The 26,738-nt window shown below is 62.4% G+C and carries 21 protein-coding genes, 1 pseudogene and 2 riboswitches; of the genes and pseudogenes, 7 read left to right on the forward strand and 15 right to left on the reverse strand.

The window, feature by feature from the left end; translation table 11 throughout:
- Nucleotides 1-344: 344 nt before the first annotated feature.
- Nucleotides 345-1,304: a sensor histidine kinase gene (locus ASH00_RS04800; protein ID WP_056545530.1), complete on the forward strand. Its 960-nt coding sequence runs from the start codon at nt 345-347 to the stop codon at nt 1,302-1,304.
- Nucleotides 1,301-1,930 carry a response regulator gene (locus ASH00_RS04805; RefSeq protein ID WP_056545532.1) on the forward strand — a complete coding sequence of 210 codons (630 nt, stop codon included), beginning with the start codon at nt 1,301-1,303 and terminating at the stop codon, nt 1,928-1,930. The genes ASH00_RS04800 and ASH00_RS04805 overlap by 4 nt, the downstream gene beginning before the upstream one ends.
- A 65-nt stretch (nt 1,931-1,995) precedes the next feature.
- Here ASH00_RS04805 and ASH00_RS04810 read toward each other — a convergent pair whose 3' ends face one another.
- The 3 genes from ASH00_RS04810 to ASH00_RS04820 form a co-directional block, all read right to left on the reverse strand.
- Nucleotides 1,996-2,829, reverse strand: coding sequence for an ABC transporter permease (locus ASH00_RS04810; protein ID WP_056545534.1), 834 nt, complete (start codon nt 2,827-2,829; stop codon nt 1,996-1,998).
- The gene (locus ASH00_RS04815; RefSeq protein ID WP_056545536.1) at nt 2,826-3,812 is read right to left on the reverse strand and encodes an ATP-binding cassette domain-containing protein; all 987 of its coding nucleotides are present in this window, start codon (nt 3,810-3,812) and stop codon (nt 2,826-2,828) included. The genes ASH00_RS04810 and ASH00_RS04815 overlap by 4 nt, the downstream gene beginning before the upstream one ends.
- A 190-nt stretch (nt 3,813-4,002) precedes the next feature.
- Entirely contained in the window at nt 4,003-4,596 is a 594-nt protein-coding gene (locus ASH00_RS04820; protein ID WP_056545538.1) for a hypothetical protein, read from the reverse strand.
- A 267-nt stretch (nt 4,597-4,863) separates the two neighbouring features.
- Here ASH00_RS04820 and ASH00_RS04825 point away from each other — a divergent pair, with 267 nt between their 5' ends.
- Nucleotides 4,864-5,280, forward strand: coding sequence for an EGFR-like transmembrane domain-containing protein (locus tag ASH00_RS04825; protein ID WP_056545540.1), 417 nt, complete (start codon nt 4,864-4,866; stop codon nt 5,278-5,280).
- A 31-nt stretch (nt 5,281-5,311) separates the two neighbouring features.
- Here ASH00_RS04825 and ASH00_RS04830 read toward each other — a convergent pair whose 3' ends face one another.
- The 3 genes from ASH00_RS04830 to ASH00_RS04840 form a co-directional block, all read right to left on the reverse strand.
- Nucleotides 5,312-6,490 carry an MFS transporter gene (locus ASH00_RS04830; protein WP_056546659.1) on the reverse strand — a complete coding sequence of 393 codons (1,179 nt, stop codon included), beginning with the start codon at nt 6,488-6,490 and terminating at the stop codon, nt 5,312-5,314.
- Between the two features lie 164 nt (nt 6,491-6,654).
- Nucleotides 6,655-8,346, reverse strand: coding sequence for a hypothetical protein (locus ASH00_RS04835; RefSeq protein WP_162252841.1), 1,692 nt, complete (start codon nt 8,344-8,346; stop codon nt 6,655-6,657).
- Nucleotides 8,347-8,943: 597 nt separating this feature from the next.
- On the reverse strand, nt 8,944-10,626 hold the full coding sequence (locus ASH00_RS04840) for an ABC-F family ATP-binding cassette domain-containing protein (RefSeq protein ID WP_056545546.1): 1,683 nt from the start codon (nt 10,624-10,626) through the stop codon (nt 8,944-8,946).
- 81 nt (nt 10,627-10,707) lie between these two features.
- Between ASH00_RS04840 and ASH00_RS04845 the strand changes: the two genes are divergently transcribed.
- Nucleotides 10,708-11,265, forward strand: coding sequence for an adenylate kinase (locus ASH00_RS04845; RefSeq protein ID WP_200954742.1), 558 nt, complete (start codon nt 10,708-10,710; stop codon nt 11,263-11,265).
- 13 nt (nt 11,266-11,278) lie between these two features.
- A pseudogene (locus ASH00_RS04850) lies at nt 11,279-11,812 on the forward strand (RtcB family protein); the annotation flags it as partial.
- 25 nt (nt 11,813-11,837) lie between these two features.
- On the opposite strand, the gene ASH00_RS04855 reads toward ASH00_RS04850, so the two are convergent.
- From ASH00_RS04855 to ASH00_RS04880, 6 genes are all read right to left on the reverse strand, one after another.
- Nucleotides 11,838-13,211, reverse strand: a complete 1,374-nt coding sequence (locus ASH00_RS04855; protein WP_056545548.1) for an L-serine ammonia-lyase — start codon at nt 13,209-13,211, stop codon at nt 11,838-11,840.
- Entirely contained in the window at nt 13,208-14,320 is a 1,113-nt protein-coding gene (gene gcvT, locus ASH00_RS04860; RefSeq protein ID WP_056545549.1) for a glycine cleavage system aminomethyltransferase GcvT, read from the reverse strand. Before gcvT ends, ASH00_RS04855 begins: the two co-directional genes overlap by 4 nt.
- 9 nt (nt 14,321-14,329) lie before the next feature.
- The gene (gene gcvP / locus ASH00_RS04865) at nt 14,330-17,158 is read right to left on the reverse strand and encodes an aminomethyl-transferring glycine dehydrogenase (protein ID WP_056545552.1); all 2,829 of its coding nucleotides are present in this window, start codon (nt 17,156-17,158) and stop codon (nt 14,330-14,332) included.
- A 54-nt stretch (nt 17,159-17,212) separates the two neighbouring features.
- A riboswitch (glycine riboswitch) is annotated at nt 17,213-17,316 on the reverse strand.
- 1 nt (nt 17,317) lies between these two features.
- Nucleotides 17,318-17,419, reverse strand: a riboswitch (glycine riboswitch).
- An 84-nt stretch (nt 17,420-17,503) separates the two neighbouring features.
- A complete protein-coding gene (locus tag ASH00_RS04870) occupies nt 17,504-18,949 on the reverse strand; it encodes a phytoene desaturase family protein (RefSeq protein WP_056545554.1) in 1,446 nt (481 codons plus the stop codon).
- Nucleotides 18,950-18,951: 2 nt separating this feature from the next.
- Nucleotides 18,952-20,046: a lipid II:glycine glycyltransferase FemX gene (locus tag ASH00_RS04875; protein WP_056545555.1), complete on the reverse strand. Its 1,095-nt coding sequence runs from the start codon at nt 20,044-20,046 to the stop codon at nt 18,952-18,954.
- The gene (locus tag ASH00_RS04880) at nt 20,043-21,512 is read right to left on the reverse strand and encodes a hypothetical protein (protein ID WP_056545556.1); all 1,470 of its coding nucleotides are present in this window, start codon (nt 21,510-21,512) and stop codon (nt 20,043-20,045) included. The genes ASH00_RS04875 and ASH00_RS04880 overlap by 4 nt, the downstream gene beginning before the upstream one ends.
- A 213-nt stretch (nt 21,513-21,725) precedes the next feature.
- On the opposite strand from ASH00_RS04880, the gene ASH00_RS04885 reads away from it, so the two are divergent.
- Nucleotides 21,726-22,811, forward strand: coding sequence for an inositol-3-phosphate synthase (locus ASH00_RS04885; protein ID WP_056545557.1), 1,086 nt, complete (start codon nt 21,726-21,728; stop codon nt 22,809-22,811).
- Nucleotides 22,812-22,913: 102 nt separating this feature from the next.
- Nucleotides 22,914-23,891 (forward strand): YeiH family protein, encoded by a 978-nt coding sequence (locus ASH00_RS04890; protein WP_056545558.1) that lies wholly within the window; start codon nt 22,914-22,916, stop codon nt 23,889-23,891.
- A gap of 19 nt (nt 23,892-23,910) precedes the next feature.
- Here the strand turns inward: ASH00_RS04890 and ASH00_RS04895 are convergent, their stop codons facing one another.
- From ASH00_RS04895 to tdh, 3 genes are all read right to left on the reverse strand, one after another.
- On the reverse strand, nt 23,911-24,210 hold the full coding sequence (locus tag ASH00_RS04895; RefSeq protein ID WP_157359000.1) for a hypothetical protein: 300 nt from the start codon (nt 24,208-24,210) through the stop codon (nt 23,911-23,913).
- A gap of 253 nt (nt 24,211-24,463) precedes the next feature.
- Nucleotides 24,464-25,657, reverse strand: coding sequence for a glycine C-acetyltransferase (locus tag ASH00_RS04900; RefSeq protein ID WP_056545560.1), 1,194 nt, complete (start codon nt 25,655-25,657; stop codon nt 24,464-24,466).
- Between the two features lie 12 nt (nt 25,658-25,669).
- Complete coding sequence (gene tdh, locus ASH00_RS04905) at nt 25,670-26,713, reverse strand: L-threonine 3-dehydrogenase (protein WP_056545561.1); 1,044 nt, start codon at nt 26,711-26,713, stop codon at nt 25,670-25,672.
- Between the last annotated feature and the right edge of the window lie 25 nt (nt 26,714-26,738).

Here is a 26,738-nt window from a genome sequence, read left to right on the forward strand (position 1 = left end):
TGCCTGGACCTTTAGTGTCCCGCTCAAGCCCGCACGGGTACATCGTCTGGGCGAACTCATTCTGCTCGTACTCAAGGGCAGGTTAGCCTCCTACCTTTGGACGACGCACCAGAGCCTGCTCCGCGCTAGGATCACAGCAATCACAGCTACTGATCGGCGTTCTCCATGACTTTGCAGTTTCGCGGCAAGGCCAACGTTCTGATGTGGATGCACGCCGGTTTCTACCTGCTTCTGGTCACTTCCGCGGTTCGGTACCTTTTTCGCATGGGCTCAGCGAGGAGTGGGTGCTTCTGCTCGTGTTGTCCATTCTTCTAGCAGGCGTATATTCCGGCGGAAGCATTCTTATGGCTGCGAGCAGCTTCGCCGGCACCTGGCTGATGGCGGTGCTTCTGCTCTGGGGAACCCTTGCCTTCATGGCGCCGAGTTTCGTCTGGTGCGCATTTCCTCTATTTTTCGCCTGCCGGCACCTTCTGACCGGCTGGGAAGCCCGCATCTCCCTCGTGCTGGTTGTAGGTGTCATGATCGCTGCGCTGGCACGTTTGACCGGCGGCCCGGACATCGCCCTCATTGTGGGACCGGTTGCCGTCGCGGTACTCATGCTCGCCGTCTACAACAGGGTTGAGCAGGAGAGCCTTGCACGCAAAAAGCTGCTCGACGAGCTCACCGAAGCGCAGACCGAACTCAGTACCAGCAAGCAGCGGGAGGGTGCATTGGCGGAACGCGAACGGCTCGCCCGGGAGATACATGACACGGTCACACAGGACCTCACACAGTCTGTGCTGCTTCTGGAGGCGGCCGATCAACTATGGGAAATCGAACGGTCCTCGTCACGTTCGCATCTGATCAAGGCCACGGCATCCGTTCGGGGAAGTTTGGTGGAAGCCCGCAGCCTCGTGCACAATCTCACCTCCCCGCAGCTCACCAGCAGGAGCCTTGCCGAAGCGCTGCGCTCCGCCACCGGGGACATTCCCGCACTGCAATTGACTGTCACTGGCGAGGAATATGAGCTCCGTCCAGAAACCAGTCATGCGCTCCTGCGCATAGCGCAAAGCGCAGCGGCCAACGTCCGGCTCCACTCGGGTGCTGATAGGGCAGTCCTCACTCTGACCTATGTCGACGACGGCGTCAGCCTGGACCTCTTCGACAACGGCAAGGGGTTTGACACTCAGGCTGAGCATTCGGGCTACGGCATCCGGGCGATGCGCCAGCGTGCCGAGCAGCTCGGTGGCACCTTCACAGTGGAAAGCTCGCCTCCCGACGGAACCGTAGTCACGGCATGGTTTCCCAGGGAAGGCATCAGATGACAGCCATCCTGCTGGTGGACGACCACGAAGTGGTGCGTGCCGGGCTCCGGGCCATCCTCGAGACGCAGCCTGACCTTCACGTTGTGGGCGATGCCTCGAACGGTGCCGATGGAGTGCGCGAAGCACTTTCCCTGCGGCCGGACGTAGTGTTGATGGACCTGGTTATCGGCTCCGGAATGGACGGCATTGAAGCGACCAGGCAGATCACGGCGGAAGCTTCGGACATCCGGGTCCTCGTCTTCACCACTTACGATTCCGACGCGGATATTGTGCGGGTGATCGACGCGGGAGCCACCGGCTACTTGCTGAAGGACTCCACGCCGGCCGAGCTCTATGCGGCGATCCGGGCGGCGGCGCGCGGCCAGGCAACCCTCTCCGCGCCCGTCGCATCTGTCCTGTTGAAGCGGATGCAGCAGCCCGAGACAGCCCTGACTCCGAGGGAGGCAGAGATCCTTGAACTCCTCGCCTCCGGACTGAGCAACCGCGAGCTGAGCCGGAAGCTCTTCATCGGCGAAACCACCATCAAGACACACCTGCTCCATATCTACCGAAAGCTGGGTGTGGAGACGAGGTCGGGTGCCATCGCGGAGGCGAGCCAACGGGGTTGGGTGAGGCGCAGAGTCTGACGCAGCGCCTCACAGCGACAGGCGGCGGCAGCCCCGGTGGGCTGCCGCCGTCGACGGCTGATCTGTTACCGGGAACTGATGGACTTGAACTTCTTCACTGAGAGCGGCACGAAGATGGCAAGCATCACGATGATTCCCAGTATCACGGTGATGATCGGGTTCTGCAGGGTCCATGCGGTGGGCTCAGGGAAGTCGGGGTTTGTGTTCCCGAACAGTTGCCGCGCCGATTCCACAAGGGCTGACACCGGGTTCCACTCAGCGATGTTCTTCAGAACCTCCGGCAGGGTATGGATGGGAACGAAGGCGTTCGAGATGAACGTCAGCGGGAACAGGATCATGAAGGACGCGTTGTTGATGACCTCCGGGCTGCGGACGCTCATCCCGAGAAGGGCCATCACCCAGCTGAAGGAGTAGGAAAACAGCAGCAGGACCGCCACGCCGCCCAGGAAACCCCACACCGAGGTGGTGACCCGCCAACCGACCAGCCAGCCGGTGCCCATCATGATCATCATCGAAATGCTGTTGATCACGAGGTCACCGTTGGTACGGCCGATGAGCACTGCTGCAGGACTCATCGGCAGGGTGCGGAAGCGGTCGATGATGCCGTCCTTCAGGTCCTGTGCCATGGCTGCCCCGGAGAACGTCGAGCCGAAAATCACGGTCTGGGCAAAGATCCCGGCCATTAGGAAGTTCACGTAGTCGGGCACGTTCATTGCGCCGGCGTAAACCTGGCTGAACAGGAGTACAAACATGATGGGCTGGAGGATGGTGAAAACGAGGATCTCCGGCACGCGCCTGATCTTGATCAGGTTGCGGCGTGTGGCGATCCAGCCGTCCGAGAACAGTTGAGAGAGAGGCGACCCTACGCTCTCGTAGGCGGGCTGGCTGACCGCGGTCATTGGGCTTTCTCCATTTCGGCGTCATTCTTGCTGGCCTCGTCTTCGGCCCGGTGGCCGGTGAGCTTGAGGAAGACGTCATCAAGCGTGGGCCGGCGCATCCCGGCGTCGTGCAGTTGGATGTTTGCCTGGCCCAGATCGGAAAGCACGTACTGCAGCGCGCGTGGTCCGTCGACGACGGACACCTCCACGGTGCGCTCGCTGACGGTAGGAGTGCCGTCACCGTGACGCGCGAGGATTTCACGGGCCGCGCCGGCGTCTGCTTCATCCACCAGCGTCACGACCACCCGGTGTCCGCCGATTTGCGCCTTCAGTTCATCCGAAGTGCCCTCGGCGATAACCTTACCGCCGTCAATCACGGCTATGTCATCTGACAGGTGGTCCGCCTCCTCAAGATACTGGGTGGTCAAGAGCAGCGTGGTCCCGTCATTCACCAGCTGGGAGATGATCTCCCACAGCGCGAGCCTGCTTCGTGGATCCAGTCCGGTAGTCGGCTCGTCAAGGAACAGGATCTTCGGGTTGATGACCAGCGCTCCGGCGAGGTCAATACGACGGCGCATGCCGCCGGAGAATCCCTTGACCGGCCGGTTCCCTGCTTCCGTGAGCTCGAACTGGTCAATCAGCTCCTGTGCCCGCTTGCGTGCGGTCTTCGCACCGAGGTGGTAGAGCCTGCCCACCATCTCCAGATTCTCGAACCCGGTGAGATTTTCATCGACCGCCGCATACTGACCGGATGCTCCGATGATCCGCCGGGCCGCTTTGGGGTTGTTCACGACGTCGATGCCGTCGATATGTGCTGTGCCTTCGTCAGGCTTGATCAGGGTGGTGAGTACCTTGACCGCCGTTGTCTTGCCCGCGCCATTGGGCCCGAGCAGAGCCTTCACGGTCCCCTGCGGGACCGAAAGGTTGAGGCCCGCGAGTGCATGCACCGGGCCGCTCTTCGATTTATAGGTCTTGGTCAGGCCTTCAGCCTGGATAATCGTCATGGGTCAACCCTAGGTTTTCGGAATTACGGGAAGAAGGGGATCGCGGACAGCTTTGGTCCGCGACCCGGTGGCGGCAAATTGTGCCGCTGCGCGATGTCATGAGGAGGGGGCGGCTCCTAGGAAAACAGCATGTAGACACCGTATACATATCTTATCCTGACGGCAACGGTTTTCTTTGTACCAACCGCACTCATCGGGACTGCAGCGCGTCCAGCGCAACCGCCATCGCTGCCGCGAGCCTCCAGTCGAGACGTCCGCCGGGAACATTAACGTCATACCTGTCCCGCAGTGAAGCGCGCCGCTCCGAAGTCAGGACAAGCTGGCCCGTCGGATCGCGGAAATCGAAGTGGAACAGGAAGGGCGCCGGGATGGCGTCCAGGAACGGCACAATCTCCCACACACGGCGAGCGATCGCGACGCCCTGGCTCCGTTCGCTGCCCACCGCCTGAATTCCGGGTGCTTCGAGCTCCCAGGTGGAACGCAGCAGCGAGGAGCCGAAGTTCTTGCGAAAGCTGCCAAGCGGGCTTCCCTGCGCATCGAGCACATCATAGGTTGCTCCCAGGTCAAGACGCCGGCGAGCCTTGAAGGAGAATAGCTGCGTCTTCTTCGACTCGTCCGTGAAAAACCGAACCTCTTCCTTGAAGGCAGCCCGCTTCTGTTGCGCAAGAGCCATGAGCGCCCCCGGATTTCCGTCCGGATCGACGGATCGGACCTCGTACCGGTTGACCATGAGGGTGACCTTCTGGGTTACTGAAAATCGCTCGATCAGCGGCTGGGAGTTCATCTGATTCTTTCGTCGTTGTCTGTAGTTGCGACCGCTCTGTGGGCAGCCGTTCTGAGCCTAGCTACCTGAGGTCGCTGCCGACGTCGTCCTGAGGGAGTATCTCTGCCCAATGAGCGGCCGTGCCGGGGAAATGACGGCCGTGCCGCGAATCCGGAGCCCTTGACGACCTTCATCCGCGGGTCGAGAGTTACTACATGACGTCCCTTCTGGGCGCCGCTCAATTGGCTCGCCGCCTACGCGGCGGCCATTTATAGGAAGGCGAAGGCAATGGACGCAATGATGTGGGTCTGGATCATCATCGGGATCCTCGTGGTGCTGCTCATCATCGGACTGATCGTATTCCTTGGACGGAAGCGCAAGCACGCACACGATCAGGAGAAGCGCCGGAAAGACCACGAGCACGCAAACGAGATTCGGGAAGAGGCGCACGCCAAGGACCTGGAAGCCCGTGAGCGTGAGGCACGCGCCGCCCGCGCTGACGCCGATGCCCAGCAGGCCGAGGTGGACGCCGAAAGACTGCGCAAGGAAGCGGAACAGCGGCAAAACGATGCCCAGGGCCTGCGCCGGGAAACTGAAGAGCGCGCGCGCCACGCGGATGAGATCGATCCTGACGTACGCAACGACCAGGGGACGCGCAGCGACAGGAAGAACGACGCCGATCCCGGCCGGTCCGGACGTCACTGACAGCTGGGCCGCTAACCGCGCCGCTCCGTCATCAGGATCGGATGCCGGCGCCCCTCGGTTCGCCCGCGGGGCGCTCGGCCGCGGCAGGCGCTACAAGGAACGACGCCAATACAGCCACTCCGACGGCGAGTAGGGCATTCCGGATTCCCACCTGGTCACCGAGGAATCCGAGCAGCGGAGGCCCAGCGAGGAATGCCGTGTACCCGATCGTGGAAACCACCGACACGCGGGCAGCAGCCAGGCGCGGTTCGTCCGCGGCGGCAGACATTCCCATGGGGAACCCGAGCGCGGCGCCCGTTCCCCACAGAACCGCTCCGACTCCGGAAAGAAGCACAGTGGGTGCAAAGACGAAGAGCACCAGGCCGGCCAGCGACGACGCGAGGCTCACCTGCAGCACCCGCACCCGCCCGAACCGGTCGATGAAGCCGCCGCCAACGAAGCGGAAGAGGGTCATTGAGGCTACGAACACGCCGAACATCAGCGCACCGACGGCTTCAGTGGAACCAAGGCCGTCCACTGTTGCCTTTGCCACCCAGTCGTTTGCAGCACCTTCAGTGAGCGCTGCACCGAGCACTACCAGCCCGATGAGGAGCGTGCGCGGCTCCTTCCAGGCGGCGAATCCGCCGGAAGGGGAGGTCTCGGCGTCGTCATGTTTCCCGGCGTGAGGGTCCTCAGGCAGGAAGTAACGCGGAATCCACAGCGAAATAATGAGTACCAGCACCGCAACCACCGCCAGGTGGGTTGATAGCTCTACGCCTGCGGCCGCGAGACCGGCTCCCGTGAGCGCGCCGATGAAGGCACCACCGCTAAACGCCGCGTGGAACTTCGGCATGATGGTGCGCATGAGCCGGCGTTCGACGTCGGCGCCTTCCAGGTTCTGCGCAACATCCCAGAGGCCAATACCGAGGCCGAAAATGAAGAGGCCGATGGCGGCAACCACCACGGATTGCGTGACGAGTCCGCCGGCAATGGTGGAGGCGGCGATAGTGGCGGCCACTCCGCCCAGCCTCACGGTGTTCGCTGCCCCGATCCGTGCGGCGATCCCGCCCGACAACGGCAACGACACCATGGACCCGATCGCCGCAACAAGCAGCAGCGCGCCCGTCTGGCCGTCGCTCAGCTCCAGCGTGTCCGACGCAGATGGAATCCGGGCCGCCCAGCTGGCGAATACGAGGCCGTTGAGACCGAAAATGGCGAAGGTAGCCCACATGGCTGAATTGACGTTGCTCTGCACCTCTAAACCGTAGGCGCACGGGCTCGGAAGGGGCTACCCAGGGCAGGCAGTGTGATGGAGATGACAACAGGTTGCCGCCGCTACGGTGGCGGACCGCACTGAAACTCGGGCAAAAGAAACACGCCCGGCTCGACGTACCGCTAATCCTTGAAGCTGAGGGTGAGCTGGTCTCCATCAATCTGCACGGCCGCGCTGAAGTAGAGGCTCGCGGTGTCTTCTTCCGGCTCCCATTCGGCCGGCTCGTCGTCCTGCCACTGAGTGTTCCGCTCATAGGTGGCAGTCATCTCGCCTTCCGTCACGTACAGCGCCAGGGACCCATCCCAATTCTCCGACACCTCGAACTCAGGCTCCTGGGTAATTGACCAGCTGAAATTGCGATAGTCCTCGTCGTCGCCGAACGTGAACGCTCTGTTTGGGCAGCCCTCGGGCGCCGCCTCTGTGGAGTCGGCGCAGGTCTGAAGGAATTCCCTCGCCTGAGCCACCGCATCTTCCGTCACTGCATCCGTCATGGAGCGCTGGAAAAGGGCCCCTTCCCCAACACTGCTTGCCGGATCAGCCGACACTGTAATGGTTTGCTCCTCCCCCAACGTCACATATTTGGTGCCTTCCGGCGGAGTCAGCACATAGTCGCCCGGCAGGACCGGCAATGAGAACGCGCCCGGAGCCTGCTGGCCGAGCTGTTGGGACAGCTCCACGTCCACGCCGTTCACCGTCACCAGGTCCACGCCTTCAGGCATTTGGATCGGCAAGGTCCAGGACGTCCCGCGGGTCACCGTCCAGTTGTGGAAGAACAGCGCCGTTCGCTCTGCCTTCTCCAGGGTGAAGGTAAGTGGCACCCTTTTGGCATCCTGGGTTACCTCCGCCGTAACAGTCGCCAATTCACCCGAGAACTCGACGTCGCGAATCTCATGGTCGGTTATGCGGTTCTGAGCAGCACCGAAGATGCCGTCATCCAGCAGCAACCGCTCCTCGGACGTCACATTTGGATCATGCAGCGCTACCGCTGCGCTCGCATCCCCCTCCTCGAGCGCCTTGAGGTACTTCTCAACGTGCGCTTGGGGCCCATAGGTTGTGGCGCTCAGAATGTTGAACGCAACAGTGGCAGCCACAATCAGGACGATGACGATTCCCGCGATTGCTGTGCCAATCCGCAGCCTTTTCTTGGCATGGGCGGTTAATGGTTTGGTCTCCCGCCCGCCGGAGCCCGGGACCTCCTCCACCTGGCGCCCGGTATCGGTGCCGGCGACTGCGGAGTCGGCGGTTGCTGTGGGACCGGAGAACCAGCGGTGGATAATGGCGGGCAGGAAAGGCACTGCCACCGGGGCCAGGTATCGTCCCGAAACTTCAATTGCGGCTCCCCACAAACCCATGATCAGCGGCGTCCAGAGAGCCAGTGCCAGAGTGCCCGAAAACGACAATGCGCCGCCCCTGACACCGAAGACCACTGAGGTGAACAGAGTGATTAGGAGCCCACCCAACAGAAAAATAGCCGGCAGGATGGCCCATGACATCCAACCCTCCCGTTGCCGGTAGGAGGCTCGCGCAGCTGCCCAGGCGATCGATGCGACGAAAGCGATCGCAATGGCTAACAGGATAAGCAGCAGGGCGGCCCACCATGGGAGATCAAACAGCGTCATGGAATCTGTGCCCTGGCTGGTGGCGTTGCTGACGGAAGACAGATGCCCGATTCCGTAGGCCCAGCCGGCGGCGTTGGGTAGCCAGAGCGGTGCTGAGAATGCCGCTGCTGCTCCGCCTTTCACCGTGGCAAAGATGAACAGTACAAGCCCGCTCACGAGCGTGTAGGCCATGTAATGGAGGCAGAAGATCCTCACGCTCGCCAGTATTTCCGCGCCTGCGCGTCGCCTCGCGGTTGCTTGCAGAATGCCGTGTGTAGTCGCCGACCCGTGATGATGTCCCAAGCGACTGCCGAGTGTTCCGATGGCAAGGGCCCCGAAGAACAATGGCAAGGAGGCGCTCGTAAGGACAGCAGACATGCCGTTCTCGGAGATCCGGACTGCGAAGAGGAAGCTAAGCAACAAGCCGACGAGTGCAAGTGTCAGTCCGCTGACCGCCGAAAGCATCCACGCCTGCGTACTGGTGATACTTGTTTGGTTTCGAGCGCTCCGCCTACCAAGGAACCACAGCGTGAGTACCGCGATTCCCGTCAGAGCGAGCGGGACGCCCCAGCCTACAGCGCCTATTTGCAGCGGCATCCCGAGGACATTAAGACCCAGATCGGCGTGTAGGGCTCGATACGCGCGGAGTGGCTGGCGGCAGCGGCCGAAGGGCAGGGCGATCGACGGATTCTGGATTCATGGTTGTCCCCCAACGAAAGAATGATGAGGACGATCACTAGTTTGCCCCCGGAGACAATTTACTATGAGCGGCCAGTGCCCCGGATAGTGCTGTGGATAAGTGCAGGCCTTGTCCTAGCGCGACCGCTGCACTCTGCCTTCGTCCCACACAGGAGCTTCCGATTCATACACCTTGCCGTCCTCGCCGAAGACGAGGAAGCGGTCAAAACTCCGCGCGAACCAGCGGTCGTGGGTCACGGCCAGCACGGTTCCCTCAAACGCGTCGATAGCGCGTTCCAGGGCTTCGGCTGAATGGAGATCGAGGTTGTCCGTGGGCTCGTCGAGGAGCAGGAGCGTGGCGCCGGACAGTTCGAGGAGCAGGATCTGCAGCCGTGCCTGCTGCCCGCCGGAAAGCGAGTCATACAGCTGTTCCGCCTGCCCTGCCAGCCCGTAGCGGTCCAGTACTCCCGACGCCGCCTCCCGGCCGAGACCTGATCGGTGATCGTCGCCGCGGTGCAGGATGTCGAGCAGGCTCCGGCCCAGCAGGTCCGGACGCACATGGGTCTGGGCAAAGAACCCAGGGCGAATGCGCGCACCCAACTTCACGACGCCGGTGTGAGGCACGGGTGTGATGCTCACCTCGGACACCGGTTCATGTTCTTTCTCCGGGTCGGTGCCGCCGGCGGCGAGGAGGCGAAGGAAGTGGGACTTGCCCGACCCGTTCGAGCCCAACACTCCGACGCGGTCACCGAACCAGATCTCGGTGCTGAACGGCTTCATCAGCCCCGTCAGCTCCAGTCTCTGCGCGACGACGGCCCGCTTGGCTGTGCGGCCACCCTTGAGCCGCATGTTCACGTTCTGCTCGATCGGGATCGCTTCCGGCGGCCCTGCCTCCAGGAATTTCGCCAGGCGCGTCTGGGCGGCGTGGTAGCGATTAGCCATGTCCGAGCGGAACGCGGCCTTGTTCTTGTACATGTTCACGAGCTCTTTGAGCTTGATGTGCTCCTCATCCCAACGTCGCCGCAGTTCCTCAAAACGGGCGTTGCGGTCCGTCCGGGCCTGCAGGTAGGTGCTGAAACCTCCACCGTGCACCCAGCTGGAGGCGCCGAGTGCGCCGGGTTCCAGCGTGACGATCCGGGTAGCCGCATTGTCCAACAGCTCACGGTCGTGGCTGACAAAGAGGACCGACTTGCTGGACTCGTTGAGCTTCGCTTCGAGCCACCGTTTGCCGGGTACGTCGAGGTAGTTGTCCGGCTCGTCGAGGAGGAGCAGTTCGTCTGGACCGGAGAACAGCGCCTCCAGGACGAGCCGTTTCTGTTCTCCTCCGGATAACGACGACGCCGCCCGGTACTGCGCGCGATCGTACGGAACGCCCAGCGCAGCCATCGTCACTTCATCCCAGGTGGTTTCGAGCTCATAGCCGCCAGCGTCTCCCCAATCGGCAATCGCCTGGGCATAGCGCATCTGGGTGGGTTCGTCGTCGTGCTCCATCATTGCGAGCTCAGCGTCGTCGATCTTTTTCGCGGCCGCTGCAAGCACCGGCGGCGCCGCGGAGACGAGCAGGTCCCGCACCGTGGTGTCATCGCGGACCTGGCCCACGAACTGGCGCATGATGCCCATACTGCCGGAGCGGGTGATGGCCCCCTCATCGGCGGTGATATCGCCGGCAACAATGCGAAGGAGCGTGGTCTTTCCGGTGCCGTTGGGACCGATCAGGGCAGTCTTGTGGCCCTCGCCGACCTTGAAGGTGACGCCGTTGAGCAACTGGCGGCCATCGGAAAGAAAGTAGTCGATGTTGGAAATGTCGAGGTGCGCCACGCTCCCAGTCTTCCACCCGCATCCAGTGAGCCGAAATAGGGTCTCATCCTTGGGTAGACACTCGAGTGCGAGGATGGGAGCGTGATTCCAATAACTCCCCAGCGGGTGGTGTTCTTCGGCGTGACCGGATCCGGGAAAACAACAGCGGCTGAGCGCTATGCCGCTGCTACCGGGTTGCCGCTGACATCCGTGGACTCGGACATCGGGTGGCTTCCGGGATGGGCGGAGCGGGATCCCGCCGAGCAGCTCCGCATGGTTGAGGAAATCGCCTCGCGGGATGCCTGGGTGCTGGACAGCTTCTACCGGAAGTGGTCCGACCACCTGATTCCGCGCGTTGAAGTCATCGTTGCGCTGGATTATCCGCGCTGGCTCTCGCTCTCCCGGCTGGTCCGCAGGACACTGCGACGCATGGTGCTGCGGGAAGAGGTCTGCAACGGGAACACGGAGAGCTTCCGCCGGGTCATCGCACACGACTCGATCATTCGCTGGCACTTCACGTCCTTTGCCAGCAAGCGCCGGAGGATCCGTGAATATCAGGACGCCGGGTTGCCCGTGCTTCGCTTCACCAGACCGCGGGATCTGGAGCGATGGCTCAGGTCCTATGAGACCCCGGTAGCGGAGGACGGAGTTGGCTCATAAGACGCAGTAAGGGCTGGGCTCGCTCGGATCCGGCAACCATTTCATCGAGGTGAGCCTCGACGAGAATGAGGACGTTTGGCTCTTCCTCCACAGCGGATCCCGCGGCGTCGGAAACAAGATCGCCCAGCGGCACATCCGGGTGGCCCTTGAGCAGTGCCGGAAGCGCAACATCACCCTGCCGGACAATGACCTGGCCTACCTCACCGAAGGCGACGACGAGTTCGAGGAGTATATCCGCCAGCTTCGGTGGGCGCAGGACTTCGCGTTGCTGAACCGCGTGAAAATGATGGACCGCGTCATTCATTGCGTTACGCAGTGGACCGGGACAGCGGTTCAGGAGCTGGAGCACATCAACTGCCACCACAACTACACGGCTCAGGAAACCCACTACGGCAAGCAGGTGTGGCTGAGCCGGAAGGGCGCAATTGACGCGTCTGCCGGGCGCCCGGGACTCATTCCGGGCTCCATGGGGACCGCGTCCTATGTGGTGGAAGGCTTGGGCTTTGCGCCGTCGCTGAATTCAGCTCCGCACGGCGCCGCAGCTCAATGTCGGGGCAGTCCCTGAAACCCAATCAGCATTCCACGACGTTCAAGGCCAGCCCGCCACGGGCGGTTTCCTTGTACTTGTCCATCATGTCGGCACCGGTTTCACGCATCGTCTTGATCGCAGCGTCAAGTGAGACGAAGTGCTGCCCGTCGCCGCGCACGGCCATGCGGGCTGCGGTGATTGCCTTCATCGCTCCCACGGCGTTGCGCTCGATGCACGGGATCTGCACCAGTCCGCCGACGGGATCACAGGTCAATCCCAGGTTGTGCTCAATGCCGATTTCAGCGGCGTTCTCGACCTGCTCGGGTGCGCCTCCCAACACCTCGGCCAGCCCCGCAGCGGCCATCGCGCACGCTGAACCAACTTCCCCCTGGCAGCCCACTTCGGCACCGGAAATCGATGCGTTCTTCTTGAAGAGGGCACCGACGGCGGTGGCGGCGAGCAGGAAGCGGATAACGCCGTCGTCGTCCGCTCCCGGAACGAAGTCGGTGTAGTACTTCAGGACTGCCGGGATGATGCCCGCCGCGCCGTTGGTGGGAGCGGTCACCACACGACCGCCGGCCGCGTTTTCCTCGTTTACGGCAAGCGCGAACAGGGTGACCCACTCCATGGTGCTGAGGTGGTCATTGGGGTCAGCTTCCTTCTGGAGCAGTTCCAACTGCCGGGCAGCACGACGCCGGACATGCAACCCACCGGGAAGAGTGCCGCTGTTGGTCGACCCCCGCCGGATGGTGTCCTGCATGACGTCCCAGATCTCGAGCAGGCCGTTGCGGATCTCAGTCTCGGACCGGACGGCCAGTTCATTGGCCAGCACAATCCCGGAAAAGGACTTTCCCGTCGACGCTGCAAGGCCGAGCAACTGTTCGCCGGATTCAAACGGGTAGGGAATGGCGACGGTCTGTTCCGCGGACAGATCGGTGCCGATCTGGTCCTCGTCCAGAACGAAACCTCCGCCCACTGAGTAGTATTCGCGGGCGAGTAAGAGCATGCCCTCAGCGTTATATACCGAGAAACGCATACCATTGGTGTGATAGTCCAGCCGCTGCTTGCGGTGCAGAACAAGGTCTTGCTCCGGATCGAAAGCTACCTCGTGTGAGCCCGCGAGACGAAGGATCTTCGTTTCCGAGATTTCCTCGACACGAGGTTCAGCGCGTTCCGGGTCGGTGAGGTGCGGCTGCTCACCCTCGAGCCCCAGGATCACGGCCTTGACTGTTCCGTGCCCATGACCGGTCACGCCCAACGAACCGAACAGTTCAGCGTCGACGTGCTGGACCTGTTCCAGCAGCCCCTGCTCCACCACCATCCGGGTGAAGAGATAGGCGGCCGTCATGGGTCCGCCGGTATGGGAACTGGACGGACCTATGCCGATCTTGAACAGGTCAAAAGCGCTGATGGTCATGAGCGGCCCGGACGCTTGTAGAACGGCAGTTCAACGACGGTGAAACCCTCCGGACGCCCGCGCAGGTCAACCTGCAGTTCCGTGCCCGGTTCGCTCAACGCTGTGTCAACGTAAGCGAGGGCAACCGGGTACCCGAGGGTCGGGCTCGGAAGGCCGGACGTAACGGTACCTACGGTCTGTCCGTTCGAAACGACGTCGTACCCTGCACGGGCAGACCGGCGTCCGGTACCACGCAAACCAACCAGCTTTCGCTCCGGTGTTTCGCCCTTCAGCGGCTCCAGCACGGAGCGGCCCACGAAGTTCTCGGTCTTCTTCAGGCTGACGACACCGCCCAATCCCGCTTCAAACGGATTTGTCTCCAGGCCGAGCTCATGACCGTACAACGGCATGCCGGCTTCAAGGCGAAGCGAGTCCCGCGAGGCCAGCCCGCAGGGCGCCAGGCCATGGTCGGTTCCTGCCTCGGTCACGGCTTTCCACAGCTGTACGGCCTGGACGTTCTCGATGAAAAGTTCAAAGCCATCCTCGCCGGTGTAGCCGGTGCGAGCGAGGAGGACCGGCTGACCGGCGAGCTCCACGCGAACGGCGGCGTAGTACTTGAGCGAGGTGATGGCGTCCTGGTCTGCAGCCGGCGCCATACCGAGCAGGATCGCCTCCGCGTTCGGTCCCTGCACCGCGATGAGCGCGGTCTCCTCCGACTGATCCTGCACAGTGACATCGAAGTCGGCAGCACGCTGCTGCAGCTCGGCAGCAACCGTGTCGGAGTTCGAGGCGTTGGGCACCACAAGGAACTGGTCCTCGGCGAGACGGTACGTGATGAGGTCATCAATCACTCCGCCGCCCTCGGTGCAGATGAGGGAGTACTTGGCCTTCCCCACCGCCATGATCTCCATATTCCCCACGAGGGCATAGTTGAGGAAGCTGGCTGCCTGCGGCCCAGTGACCATCACCTCGCCCATGTGCGAAAGGTCGAAGATGCCGGCGGCCCGGCGAACCGTGTGGTGCTCTTCAAGTTCGCTGCGGTACTTCAGGGGCATCTGCCAACCGCCGAAGTCGGTGAATGCCGCACCGAGTTCCTGGTGCTGGCCATACAGCGCTGTCTGCTTCGTCATGGCAATTCCTTAGTCCTCGAAGTCTTCGATCGGCGGGCACGAGCACACGAGGTTCCTGTCACCGTGGGCGCCGTCGATACGGCGGACCGGTGGGAAGTACTTGTCGTGGCGCAGCGTCCGCAGCGGGAATGCAGCCAGTTCCCGGGAGTAGGCCTGCGACCACTCGTCACTGATGAGCGTTTGGGCGGTATGCGGTGCCTGGCGAAGCGGACTCTCCTCCAGCTGCCATTCGCCTGTTCCGACGCGGTCGATCTCGTGTCGGATGGCGATCATCGCCTCGACAAAACGGTCCAGTTCGCGGAGGTCCTCGGACTCCGTGGGCTCCACCATCAACGTGCCCGCTACCGGGAAGCTCAGCGTCGGGGCGTGGAAGCCGTAATCGATGAGGCGCTTGGCCACGTCTTCGGCTGTCACACCGGTCTTCGCGGTAAGTGCGCGAAGGTCCAGAATGCACTCGTGCGCCACGAGTCCGTTCTCACCCGAGTAGAGCACCGGGAAGTATTCATTGAGGCGGGCGGCGACGTAGTTCGCTGCAAGGAGCGCGGACTTCGTGGCTGCCGTCAGGCCCTCGCTTCCCATCAGCGCCACATAGGCCCAGGAAATCGGCAGTACGCCTGCTGAACCGAAGCGGGAGGCGGAGATAGGGACGCCGGCTGTGTCGCTGTTGTCTACACCAGCTGCGCTATTCGCATCTCCAGGCAGGAAGGGGGCAAGGTGCTCCGCCACTGCTACCGGCCCGACACCGGGACCTCCGCCGCCGTGCGGGATGCAGAACGTCTTGTGCAGGTTCAGGTGGGAAACATCACCACCGAACTCACCCGGCTTTGCTAGCCCGACCAGCGCGTTAAGGTTTGCGCCGTCGATGTAGACCTGACCGCCCGCGCCATGCACCTGGTTGCAGACCCAGCGGACGTCCTCCTCGAAAACGCCATGCGTGGACGGGTAGGTGATCATGATCGCGGACAGGGAATCCTTGTTTGCCTCGATCTTTGCCTGGAGGTCATCGTGATCGATGTTGCCGTTTCCGGCTGTCTTGACCACAACCACCTTCATGCCGGCGAGCACAGCAGAGGCGGCGTTGGTGCCGTGTGCTGACGACGGGATGAGGCACACTGTGCGGGCCTCATCACCGCGTGAAAGATGGTAGTTGCGGATGGCCAGCAGACCGGCGAGTTCACCCTGGGAGCCGGCGTTCGGCTGAATCGACACCCTGGCGTAGCCGGTGATTTCAGCGAGACGGCCCTCCAGGTCATCAATCAGCTGGCGCCAGCCCTTGGTCTGGTGCTCGGGGGCGAACGGATGGATGGTTGCGAACTCGGGCCAGGAGATCGGTTCCATCTCAACCGTGGCGTTGAGCTTCATGGTGCAGGATCCCAACGGAATCATGGTGCGGTCCAGTGCCAGGTCGCGGTCCGAGAGAGCGCGCAGGTAGCGCAGCATCTGGGTCTCTGAGCGGTGGAGGGAGAACACGGGATGGGTCATATAGGACGACGTCCGTTGCAGGTCCGCAGGGATTGCAGTCTCCGCGTCGGCTGACAGATTTACCCCGAAGATCTCGGCGATGGTTTCAAGGTGAGCGTCCGTGGTGGTCTCGTCACAGGAGATGCCGACGTGATCGGCATCGACCAACCGCAGGTTGATGCCGCGCTCCTCGGCCTTGCGGACAATGCTCTCGGAATGGCCCTCGACCTTCACGAGAAGGGTGTCGAAGAAGGACTCGTGGACCGTCCCTGGAACGGCTGCAGCGAGCCGCGCCGCCTTTCCATGGACACGTTCCGCGATCGCCTTCAGCCCGTCGGGACCGTGGTAAACGGCGTACATGCTGGCAGCGATCGCGAGGAGCGCCTGAGCGGTACAGATGTTCGACGTAGCCTTCTCGCGGCGGATGTGCTGCTCACGTGTTTGCAGTGCAAGCCGGTAGGCGGGTGCGCCGTCGGAATCCTTCGACACCCCAACAAGGCGGCCGGGGAGCATGCGCTCCAGGCCCTTTCGAACGGCCATGTACGCAGCGTGCGGTCCGCCGAAGAACAGCGGCACACCGAAACGCTGGGCGGAGCCGACGGCGATATCCGCGCCCTGCTCCCCTGGAGGGGTGATCAGGGTCAGCGCTAGCAGGTCCGCTGCGACCGTCACCAGGGCGCCGCCGTCTTGCGCTTTCGCGACAATGTCCGTGTGGTTGCGGAGGGCGCCAGACGTCCCGGGCTGCTGGAGTACGATGCCGTTGATGTCGCCGTCCGGCAATCCGTTTGAGAGGTCAGCGATCTCGATATCAAAGCCCAGCGCCTCAGCGCGGCCCTGCACGACGGCGATGGTCTGGGGGAGGCAGTCCGCGTCCAGGATGGTTCGTCCCTTGTTCTTGCCGGAGCGGCGCATCAGGAGGACGGCCTCGGCCACGGCCGATGCTTCATCGAGCAGGGAGGCGTTGGCGATGGGCAGCGCAGTGAGGTCCTGGACCATCGTCTGGAAGTTCAGCAGGGCTTCAAGACGGCCCTGAGAGATTTCCGGCTGGTAGGGCGTGTAGGCGGTGTACCAGGCGGGAGCCTCAAGCACATTGCGGCGGATGACAGGAGGGGTGACCGTGTCGTAGTAGCCCTGACCGATCATCTGCACGGCGGTCCTGTTCTTCGCGGCAATGCTGCGCAGTTCCGCCAGGACCTCCGACTCGCTCAGCGCAGACGGAATGTCCAGGCCCTCGTTGATACGGATGCTCGCCGGCACCGCAACATCGACGAGTTTGTCCAGGCTGGGGTAGCCCAGGACCTTGAGCATCTGCTCGGCGTCGTCCGAGCGGGGACCGATGTGGCGGTCGGAGAAAGTTGATTCCGTCTGGTGCGTCATGAGGAACTCCGTGAATCAGTGTGCGTGCAGGGCGCGCGGACAGGTGGATGGGTTCCTCCCCGCTCTGTATTGGACCTGAGAGATTCCGTGAACACAGGGTTCACCTTGCACCGTCGGTGAGCACAACCTGTCTTCAGCTGCGCTACTTTCCAGAGTTGCCTTTCCGCTGCGGTGCTGGGCCTGAGAGATTCCTGGGGAGGGTTTGCTCCTACGGCGCCTGCCGGCTGTAGGTCAACGGCAGGACTCTCCCGCTGCGGGTCGAGGGCGTTTTATTACTGCGCTTTTCAGTTATGCGATCGTGATCAAGCTTACTCTTCGCTGAAATCGATCAGCAAAGGAGTGCGCTCACGATGACCTTCCCAATTGCGGCACCGGCAGCCCGAACACGTCCTTGAGTGCAAGTTTCGCCGCGTGATAACCGCCCATCCCGTGCACGCCCGGGCCGGGTGGGGTCGATGCTGAGCACAGATAGAGGCCCTTCCTCGGCATCCGCCAAGGGTGCGGCCCGAATGAGGGACGCGCCAGCAGCTGAGGGATGGTCACCGCGCCACCGCTGAAGTCACCGCCCACGTAATTGGCGTTGTACTGCTCAAGGTCAGCTGCAGTCATGACGTGTGAACGCACGACGACGTCACGGAAGCCGGGCGCGAAACGTTCGATCTGCCGGACAATGGCCTCCGTCATGTCCCGCGTGGAACCGTTGGGCACGTGGCAGTAAGTCCACAGAACCTGCCGTCCGTGGGGTGCGCGGGAAGAGTCGAACAGGGAAGGCTGCGAAACCAGCACGTACGGTTTTTCCGGATGGCGTCCGGCGGCCACGTCGGCTTCCGACGCCGCCACTTCAGCCCGGGTTCCGCCCGCATGAACTGTGCCGGCCCCTCGTACTTCCTCGTTTGCCCACGGCACCGGCCCCGAGAGGATGAAGTCAACCTTGCAGGCGCCGTCCCCGAAGCGGAACCGGTCCAGCATGGAAACGTAGCCCTGCGGGAGGCGATCGCCTGCCAGACCGCCAACAGCACCGGGAGAGACATCGAGCAGGACTGCCTTGGCGCCGTCGAACTCGCCGACCGATTCAATCCGACGGGCAGTGTGGATAGCGCCGCCATGTGCCCGGATGTCATCCGCCATAGCGTTGACCAAAGTCTGGGATCCGCCAACCGGAATGGGCCATCCCACGGCATGCGCCAACGCTCCGAGGGTGAGCCCGGCACCGGCAGCTGCAAGTGTGGGCAGGGCAGCAACGGCATGTGCGGCAACTCCGGTAAACAATGCCGCCGCCTCTTCCGTCGAGAAGCGCAGGTTCCACAGGCCAGTCCCCTGCTCGAGCGTCCTTAAACCGAGCAGGGCGGCCGCGACTGGATGCCGCGGGACCCGCAGGAACTGGTTGAGCCCGGTATCGACCACCCCATCAATGTGCTGCACGAGCGGGCGCATCAGTCGCCGCCAGGCCTGTCCGTCCTTGTCCAGACCGACCGCCGTACGCCCAAGATCGCGGTACGCGAGTCCGGCACGGCCATTGTCCAGCGGATTGGCGTACGACAGCTCGGGAACCACGAAGGGAATCCGTTCCCGGAGACCGAACTCCCGGAAGAAGGGTGACGCCAACGCCATCGGATGCACAGCCGAACAAATGTCATGCACGTGTTCCGGCTCAAGCAGCTCCATGGTGCGTGACCCGCCGCCGATAGCTCGTTCGGCCTCAAATATCTCCACGCTCAAGCCTGCACGTGCCATCACGACGCCGGCAGCCAGCCCATTGGGGCCGGCACCGACAATCGCGACGTCCGCCATGGCTAGCTCTTCCCTCCGGACCGGTGGGCGCGAAGCCTGGACACGGACGAGGCTGCTCGCATGAGCAACGCGCGACCTTTGGCCGGCGCCGTTCTGCGGAATGAGAGCAGTCCAGCCACCACCTTGTACTTACCCGGGTTCAGCGGGATGTCATAAGTGGTGGGGAGGTCCACAACGTTCTTGGAGAAGTTCCGCTTGAACGTGGTGACGTTGACCAGTTGTGGGTAGTTCTCACTCACGATGCCGGTAAGCCCGCAAGCGGTATTGCCGGCAGCTTTGAGCTGTTTGAACGCTTCCCACAGCAACAGATAAGGCGCAAACGTCTTGCGCGCGTCATGTGTGCTGCCCGCAAAGTAGTAGACCGAGTAGCCGCGGTATTCGGTAGTGATCAACCAACTCACAGCCCTGCTGTCCACGTAGGCGACCATGAGCCGAAGATGATCCCCCAGAGTTGAAAGCAGCAACTCGTAGTATTCGGGGCCGAAGCTGGAGAAGCCGTCGCGCTCCGCTGTTTCCTGCAGGATCGGGTACAGGTCCGCCCTGAATACCTCGACCCAGCGTGCCCGCTCAATGGTCCGGACCTCCACGCCTGACCGTTCCGCACGACGGATACTGTTCCTGGCATTCGGCCGGAAAGACTTGAAGATGACATCCTCGCCCGGCGTCAGGTCAACGACGATCTCGCGCTCATACCAGCCGTGCTCGATCGGGCCGGCTGCAGGAGGCAGCGGGTGTTTCACCTGCATACGGACATAGAGAGGGTCTGTGCCCGGATCATCAGTGAACTGGTGCCGAACCGTGTGCATAAGACGGAGTTCAGCTTCCGCGGTACGGTCCGCGAACCATACGGGCCCGTTGATCGCGACCAGCGATTCTCGGAACCTGCGCCGCACCCGGAGGAAGCTCACCATCGCAGCCGGTGCGCCGTCGTCGTCGTAGTAGGCCCACAATCCGTACGGTTCCCGGCCCAGACTGCGCTCGAAGTCCGCCCACTGCGGAGTCTGTTCGAGCGGAATGACGACATCGGGGCTTGCCGACGCCAACAGCTCGAATGCCTCTGGCGTAAGGCGCTCACTGCGGAAGACGGATTCTGTCACTGGGGGTCTTTCGGTGCGGGGATGGTGAGGTTTGGAGAGGACTCGCTCAACAGTACCGGAGCAGGCGCATGCCGGTCTGGAGCGCCATCGAAGGGGCCGCCTGCCGGATCGTCAATACCAATGCGCCGTGCGGGGTCATATGTCGGTTCAAGTATATGTTGCGCAACCCGATACACCAGGTAACCGGTGGCCAGTAGCCGCGCCAAGATCGCGGCGACATAGTAGGGAGAGTCGATATTGTTCTCCACCACGCCTGACGACGCTTCACGGGCTACGTACATCCAGTACGCCCACCAGTGAAGTAGTTCAACAAGCTGCCAGACACAAAGTATTCGCCAATCGACATACGAGAGCGCAACGAAGGGCAGCAACCAAAGAGTGAGTGCTGGAGGGTAGTCGGGCAGGACCAGGACGAGTGCTCCGAGCAGCAGAAGAATCACTTGCGGGAGGCGTGGGCGTCGCGGTGCCCGCAGGACCAGCAGGCATATCAGGGCAACCAGCATCGCGAAAATGGTAAAAGCCAGGGTTGCTGTTGCTACCGGAGAGAGCACCGGCAGGCCGAGCCGCTGCGCAAGCAGGTCATAGCCCGCCCACAGCGAAGAGGAAATGCCGAGGCGAGCCGGATCGTATTCCCACGGCAGTGCCAGAACGCGTTCGGGCCCGAACGGCAGAACGGTGAGTACCCAGACGGCGATCAGCGAACCGCCGCTCAGCAGGGCACCCCTGAACCGGCCGGTCCGGATCGCCAACAGTATGACGGCAGCGAGGACCAGGAGCACGTGAATGCTGAACCCGGCGCCGAACCCGAGCAGGACGCCGGAGATCACATAGCGCTCCTGCGCAAACGCCCACACAGCCAGGACACTTAATAGGACGGACAGCAGCACCCAGCTTGAGGTCGCCGTCAGGATCGCGATCGGCGCCACCGCCACAAGCGCCGCATCCCACGGTCGGCGACTCGCCAGTCGCATCACGGTAACAACAGTTCCAATCCACGCGGCAGCGATCAGTACAGCGTTCACATCGAAATACTGCATCAGGGATTGCGTTTGGACTATGCCGTCCGCGGACGTCGGCACCAGTAGCGCGACCAGTCCCGCAAACACTCCAACGAGCAGCGGCCCATCAAAGGTGGACCCCTCCGCGAATGGGGACAAACCGCTTCCGAGACCCTGGAACTGGAAGGCCTCGGTCCAGTCTGTGTAGCAGCCCCGGTAGAACTGCGCAGGACGTGTCCATCCGTCGGTTCGGCACGGAGCCTTGATCAGCACCGCCAGGACAGCGGCGGCTGTGGTCATCAGGATCAGGACCCGCCCGACGGTGAAGACGGCCGGCCGCACCCTGCCCGGTGCAGCGTGCCTCCCAAGTGGTCCGCCGGCGACTTCCGCGGCATGCCTGAGCAAGGGGTCCCCGCGCGTAGGCACGGAGATGCTTGCGGGGCGGCGCTGACCCTGCTCTTGCTCCATGTCTCGAAAGCCTAGCCAACGGGCAGGACAATGGCGCCCTCTTCGTAGAAACCCACCTGTAATTCCGCACTCCGGAGAACTTGAGGGAATGAGCGGGCAACGACGGGCGTTCGCAATAACAAGTAGACTGGGTAAGCTGTGGATTTCGCCGGAGGCAAAGGCAAACAAAGACCTCGGTCCGGGCGGTTATAAGTGCGCGTAAAGAGGAGAACAGTGGGAACTAACCCCATTCGGGTAGCAATCGTCGGTGTTGGCAACTGTGCAGCATCCCTGGTGCAGGGCGTGCAGTACTACAAGGATGCAGACGCTACGGCGACCATCCCTGGCCTGATGCATGTGGAGTTCGGCAAGTACCACGTCAATGACGTTCAGTTTGTCACCGCGTTCGACGTCGATGGCAAGAAGGTCGGCCTGGACCTCGCCGACGCCATCGGCGCCAGCGAGAACAACACCATCAAGATCGCGGACGTGCCGCCCACCGGAGTGAAGGTCCAGCGCGGGCACACCCTCGATGGCCTGGGCAAGTATTACCGCGAGACCATCGTCGAATCCGATGCGGAGCCGATTGACGTCGTCGCTGAGCTCAAGGCATCACAGGTCGACGTAATGGTCTGCTACCTGCCAGTCGGCTCCGAAGCAGCAGCGAAGTTCTATGCCCAGTGCGCAATCGATGCGGGCGTCGCTTTTGTCAACGCACTTCCCGTTTTCATCGCAGGCACCAAGGAGTGGGCTGACAAGTTCACTGCAGCGGGTGTGCCGATTGTGGGTGACGACATCAAGAGCCAGATCGGCGCAACGATCACCCACCGCGTGATGGCCAAGCTGTTCGAAGACCGCGGAGTCACGCTGGACCGCACGTACCAGCTCAACGTCGGCGGCAACATGGACTTCAAGAACATGCTCGAGCGGGACCGCCTTGAGTCAAAAAAGATTTCCAAGACCCAGGCTGTCACCTCAAACGTAGAGGCCGAACTGCACGCCGACGACGTCCACATTGGACCGTCGGATTACGTCGCCTGGCTCGATGACCGCAAATGGGCGTTTGTGCGTCTCGAAGGCCGCAACTTCGGCGATGCACCGGTTTCCCTTGAGTACAAGCTCGAGGTGTGGGATTCCCCAAACTCTGCCGGTGTGATCATCGACGCCATCCGCGCCGCGAAGATTGCCGCAGACCGCGGCGTCGGCGGACCGATCCTCTCGGCGTCGAGCTACTTCATGAAGTCGCCGCCGGAGCAGTACAACGACGACATCGCCCGCGACAAAGTTGAAGCTTTCATCCGCGGCGAGGTCGAGCGCTAGAGCAGTTCCCTCTGATGAAACGCCCCCGGTCCTACCGGGGGCGTTTTGTTGTGAGGAAGGGGCACGCCGCCTAGCGACCACATTGCATGAGAGATTGTTGTCATGAGCAATAGCCTTCCCGGTCTGGCGGTGTGTCTCGCCGGCGCTGCGATTTCCTGGCTGCTGAGCGGTCTACTCCCGGGAACCAGCCCGCTCTTGATCGCCATCCTCCTTGGAGCGGCCTGGGGGAACCTATTGCCGGTGCCATCCCTGTTCTTCAAGGGGATCGGTGTTTCATCCAAAACCCTGTTGCGGGCGGGCATCGTACTGCTCGGACTTCAACTCTCACTCTCAGCAGTTCTTGGGCTGGGCCCGGGTGTGCTCCTCCTTGTTTTTCTGTCAGTGGGTGTGACCTTCGCTGCCACACTGTGGATCGGAAAGCTCCTGGGCATCAGCTTTGCCCAGCGACTTCTCATCGCTTCAGGGTTCTCCATCTGCGGTGCGGCAGCGGTTGCAGCCACGGAGACCGCGGCCGGCGCCAAGAAGACGGAAGTTGCGACCGCCATCGGACTGGTAGTGCTCTTTGGGACCCTGATGATCCCCACGGTCCCCTTCCTGGGCGGGCTGTTGGGAATGCCGGAGAAGACTCTCGGCGTGTGGATCGGGGCATCGACCCATGAAGTGGCACAGGTTGTTGCCGCGGGCGGATCGGTGGGTAGCTCTGCTCTTGCTGTCGCCGTCACGGTGAAACTCGCCCGTGTCCTCACCCTGGCGCCGATCACCGCCGGAATAGCCCTGCGCATGCGCCGTGCCGAACCGACTAAAGGCGGCAAGATGCCTCCAGTGGTCCCGTTTTTTATTGTGGGGTTTGTCGGAGCGATGCTGTTGCGCACCTCTGATCTCCTCCCGCAGGGGGTCCTGGAACTGGCACAGATCCTGCAGACGCTGCTGCTGTCAGCGGCGATGTTCGCCCTGGGACTGGGAGTCCACCTGAAAAGCCTGCTGCGCGTGGGCAAGCGCCCGGTGCTGCTCGGTTTGATTTCAACCCTGGTGATCCTCGCGGTATCCCTCGTATGCTCGGTGGCCCTGCCACTGTCCTGAAGAAACGGGCCTGCAGGCCTCACGCGGAACGTGTTCCACCCAGTCGGCGGATGCCGTGCGACGCCTGCGCCATCCCCACTAGGCCAAGGAGCAGTCGGCTGCATGCGCGGACACCCACTGCCACCGCGAGCACTGCCTGATCCCGGGACTGTGTGTCGAGGACTGTGCCCAGATCCTGCTGTGCCACCTGATCGGCCGCTCGTGCATACCCAAGTACGACGTCGGCGCTCACCGTAAGTCCCATTGTCTCCATTTCCCGGAGGATGATGTTGACGACTGACCGGAGACCCGAGATCAGCTCGAGGCGCGTCTCGGCCATCCGCCGCAACATCGTTGCTCACCGGGCCAACATGATCGGTAGCTACGTCGGCATTGCAATCGCTTTTGTGTTCGCAGCCACGGCACCGGGGCGGGCAATACCACATGACCTACCGCGAAGTAGCGGTACACCTCTGCGCGCCTGCAACCGTCAAGTCAAGGATCAGGGACGGACTGAAGCAGTTGCGCATCCGGATGGACGAGGTCTGACTGCTCTCGAAGCCGTCAGACCTACTTCAGGGGGAAGGCAGGAACTACGCCGTGGCGTCCCGTGCGGCGATGAAGGCGGTGACGCATGCTTCTACGTCTTCGGCGCTGTGCGCTGCGGAAAGTTGCACGCGGATACGTGCTGCACCCTTGGGGACAACCGGGTAGCTGAACGCGATCACGTAGACCCCGTGTTCGAGCATGCTGTCCGCCACTCTCGACGCCAGCGCGGCATCACCGAACATAACCGGGATGATGGCATGCTCACCGGCGAGCAGCTCAAATCCTTCCTCGCTCATCCGAGACCGGAACAGGGCCGCGTTCTCACCCAACCGTGCACGAAGATCCGCACTGTTCTGGACCAGGTCCAGGGCCGTCAGGGTTGCCGCGACAATCGAGGGGGCCAGCGAGTTCGAGAACAGATACGGCCGGGCACGCTGCCGCAACAACTCGACGATCTCCGCCCGCCCGGACACGTACCCACCCGAGGCACCACCCAACGCCTTACCGAACGTCCCGGTATACAGATCCACCCGGTCAGACACACCAGCATGCTCCGGTGTTCCCGCCCCCGTTGGCCCCATGAAACCCACCGCATGCGAATCATCCACCATCACCATCGCGTCATACCGCTCAGCCAAGTCGCAGATCTCCTGCAACGGAGCCAGGTACCCATCCATCGAGAAAACCCCGTCAGTGACCACCAACCGACGGCGCGCACCGGAAGACTCCTGCAGCTTCGCCTCAAGATCCGCCATATCCCGGTTCGCGTACCGGTACCGCTGCGCCTTACTGAGCCGAATCCCGTCAATGATCGAGGCATGGTTCAACGCATCCGAAATGACAGCATCCTCAGCGTTCAACAGGGATTCAAACACCCCGCCGTTGGCATCGAAACACGACGAGAACAAGATGGTGTCCTCAGTGCCCAAAAACGCCGACACGCGACGCTCCAGCTCGAGATGCAGATCCTGCGTCCCGCAGATAAAACGCACCGACGCCATCCCGAACCCGCGATCATCCAACGCACCCTTCGCCGCCTCGATAATCGCCGGATGATCCGCCAGACCAAGATAATTGTTGGCGCAGAAGTTCAACACCTGCGCCCCCTCCGCGCTGCCCAACGCCGCGCGGATCCTATTGGACTGCGGCGACGAAATCGTCCGCTCACGCTTATACAAACCCGCATCCCGGATTTCCTGCAGCTCCGACTGCAGCTGATCCCGCACTGAAACAAACATCCGCAAACTCCTCTAAATCGCCGACCAGTCAAGCACTACTTTGCCGCTGCGCCCATCACGGGCAATGCTGAAACCTTCCTGCCAATCAGAGGCCGGCAAAACGTCAGTGACCACACTCGCCACCGCATCACGCAACCGGTCATTGGACTGCAGCATCGCACTCATCGCGTACCACGTCTCGAACATCTCCCGCCCATACACACCCTTCAACGTGAGCATGTGCGTGACCACCTTCCCCCAGTCGATCGTGATGTCCTGGGACGGCAAGCCCAGCATCGCGATCCGCCCGCCGTGGTTCATGTTCTCGATCATCTCCGGCAACGCCGTGGGGTGCCCGGACATCTCCAGACCAATATCAAAACCCTCCACCATATGCAGCTCACGCTGCGCCTCGATGATCCGCATCCGGCTCACATCCACCGCCAAATCCACGCCGATCGACCGGGCAAGATCCAACCGCGGCTCGGACACATCCGTGATCGCGATGTTGCGTGCACCGGCATGACGGGCAACAGCGATCGCCATCAAACCAATCGGACCAGCCCCCGTGATCAACACATCCTCACCCACCAACGGGAAACTCAACGCCGTATGAACCGCGTTACCAAAGGGATCGAACACCGCACCCAACTCCGGGGACACAGCATCATGGTGAACCCACACATTCGTCTCCGGAATCACCACGAACTCAGCAAACGCACCATCCCGCTGCACGCCCACACTGACCGTCCGGATACACATCTGACGGCGCCCAGCACGGCAATTACGGCAAATACCACACACAATATGCCCCTCACCGGACACCCGGTCCCCCACCCGGACCTCACACACACCCTCACCGAGTTCCACCACCTCACCGTAGAACTCGTGCCCGGGAATCAGCGGCGCCTCAATAATCCCCGCCGCCCACGCATCCCACGACTCAATATGCAGATCCGTCCCGCAAATACCCGTGGTCAACACCCGGATCTTCACCTCACCCACACCAGGCACCGGCTCCGGCCGATCCACGAACTCAAAACCAGCCCCTGCACCTGATTTATAAAGCGCCTTCACCCACGGTCCTCTCGTTTGTGTCGCT

The sequence above is a fragment of the Arthrobacter sp. Soil782 genome, from assembly GCF_001428435.1.
Taxonomy (GTDB): Bacteria; Actinomycetota; Actinomycetes; order Actinomycetales; family Micrococcaceae; genus Arthrobacter_D; species Arthrobacter_D parietis.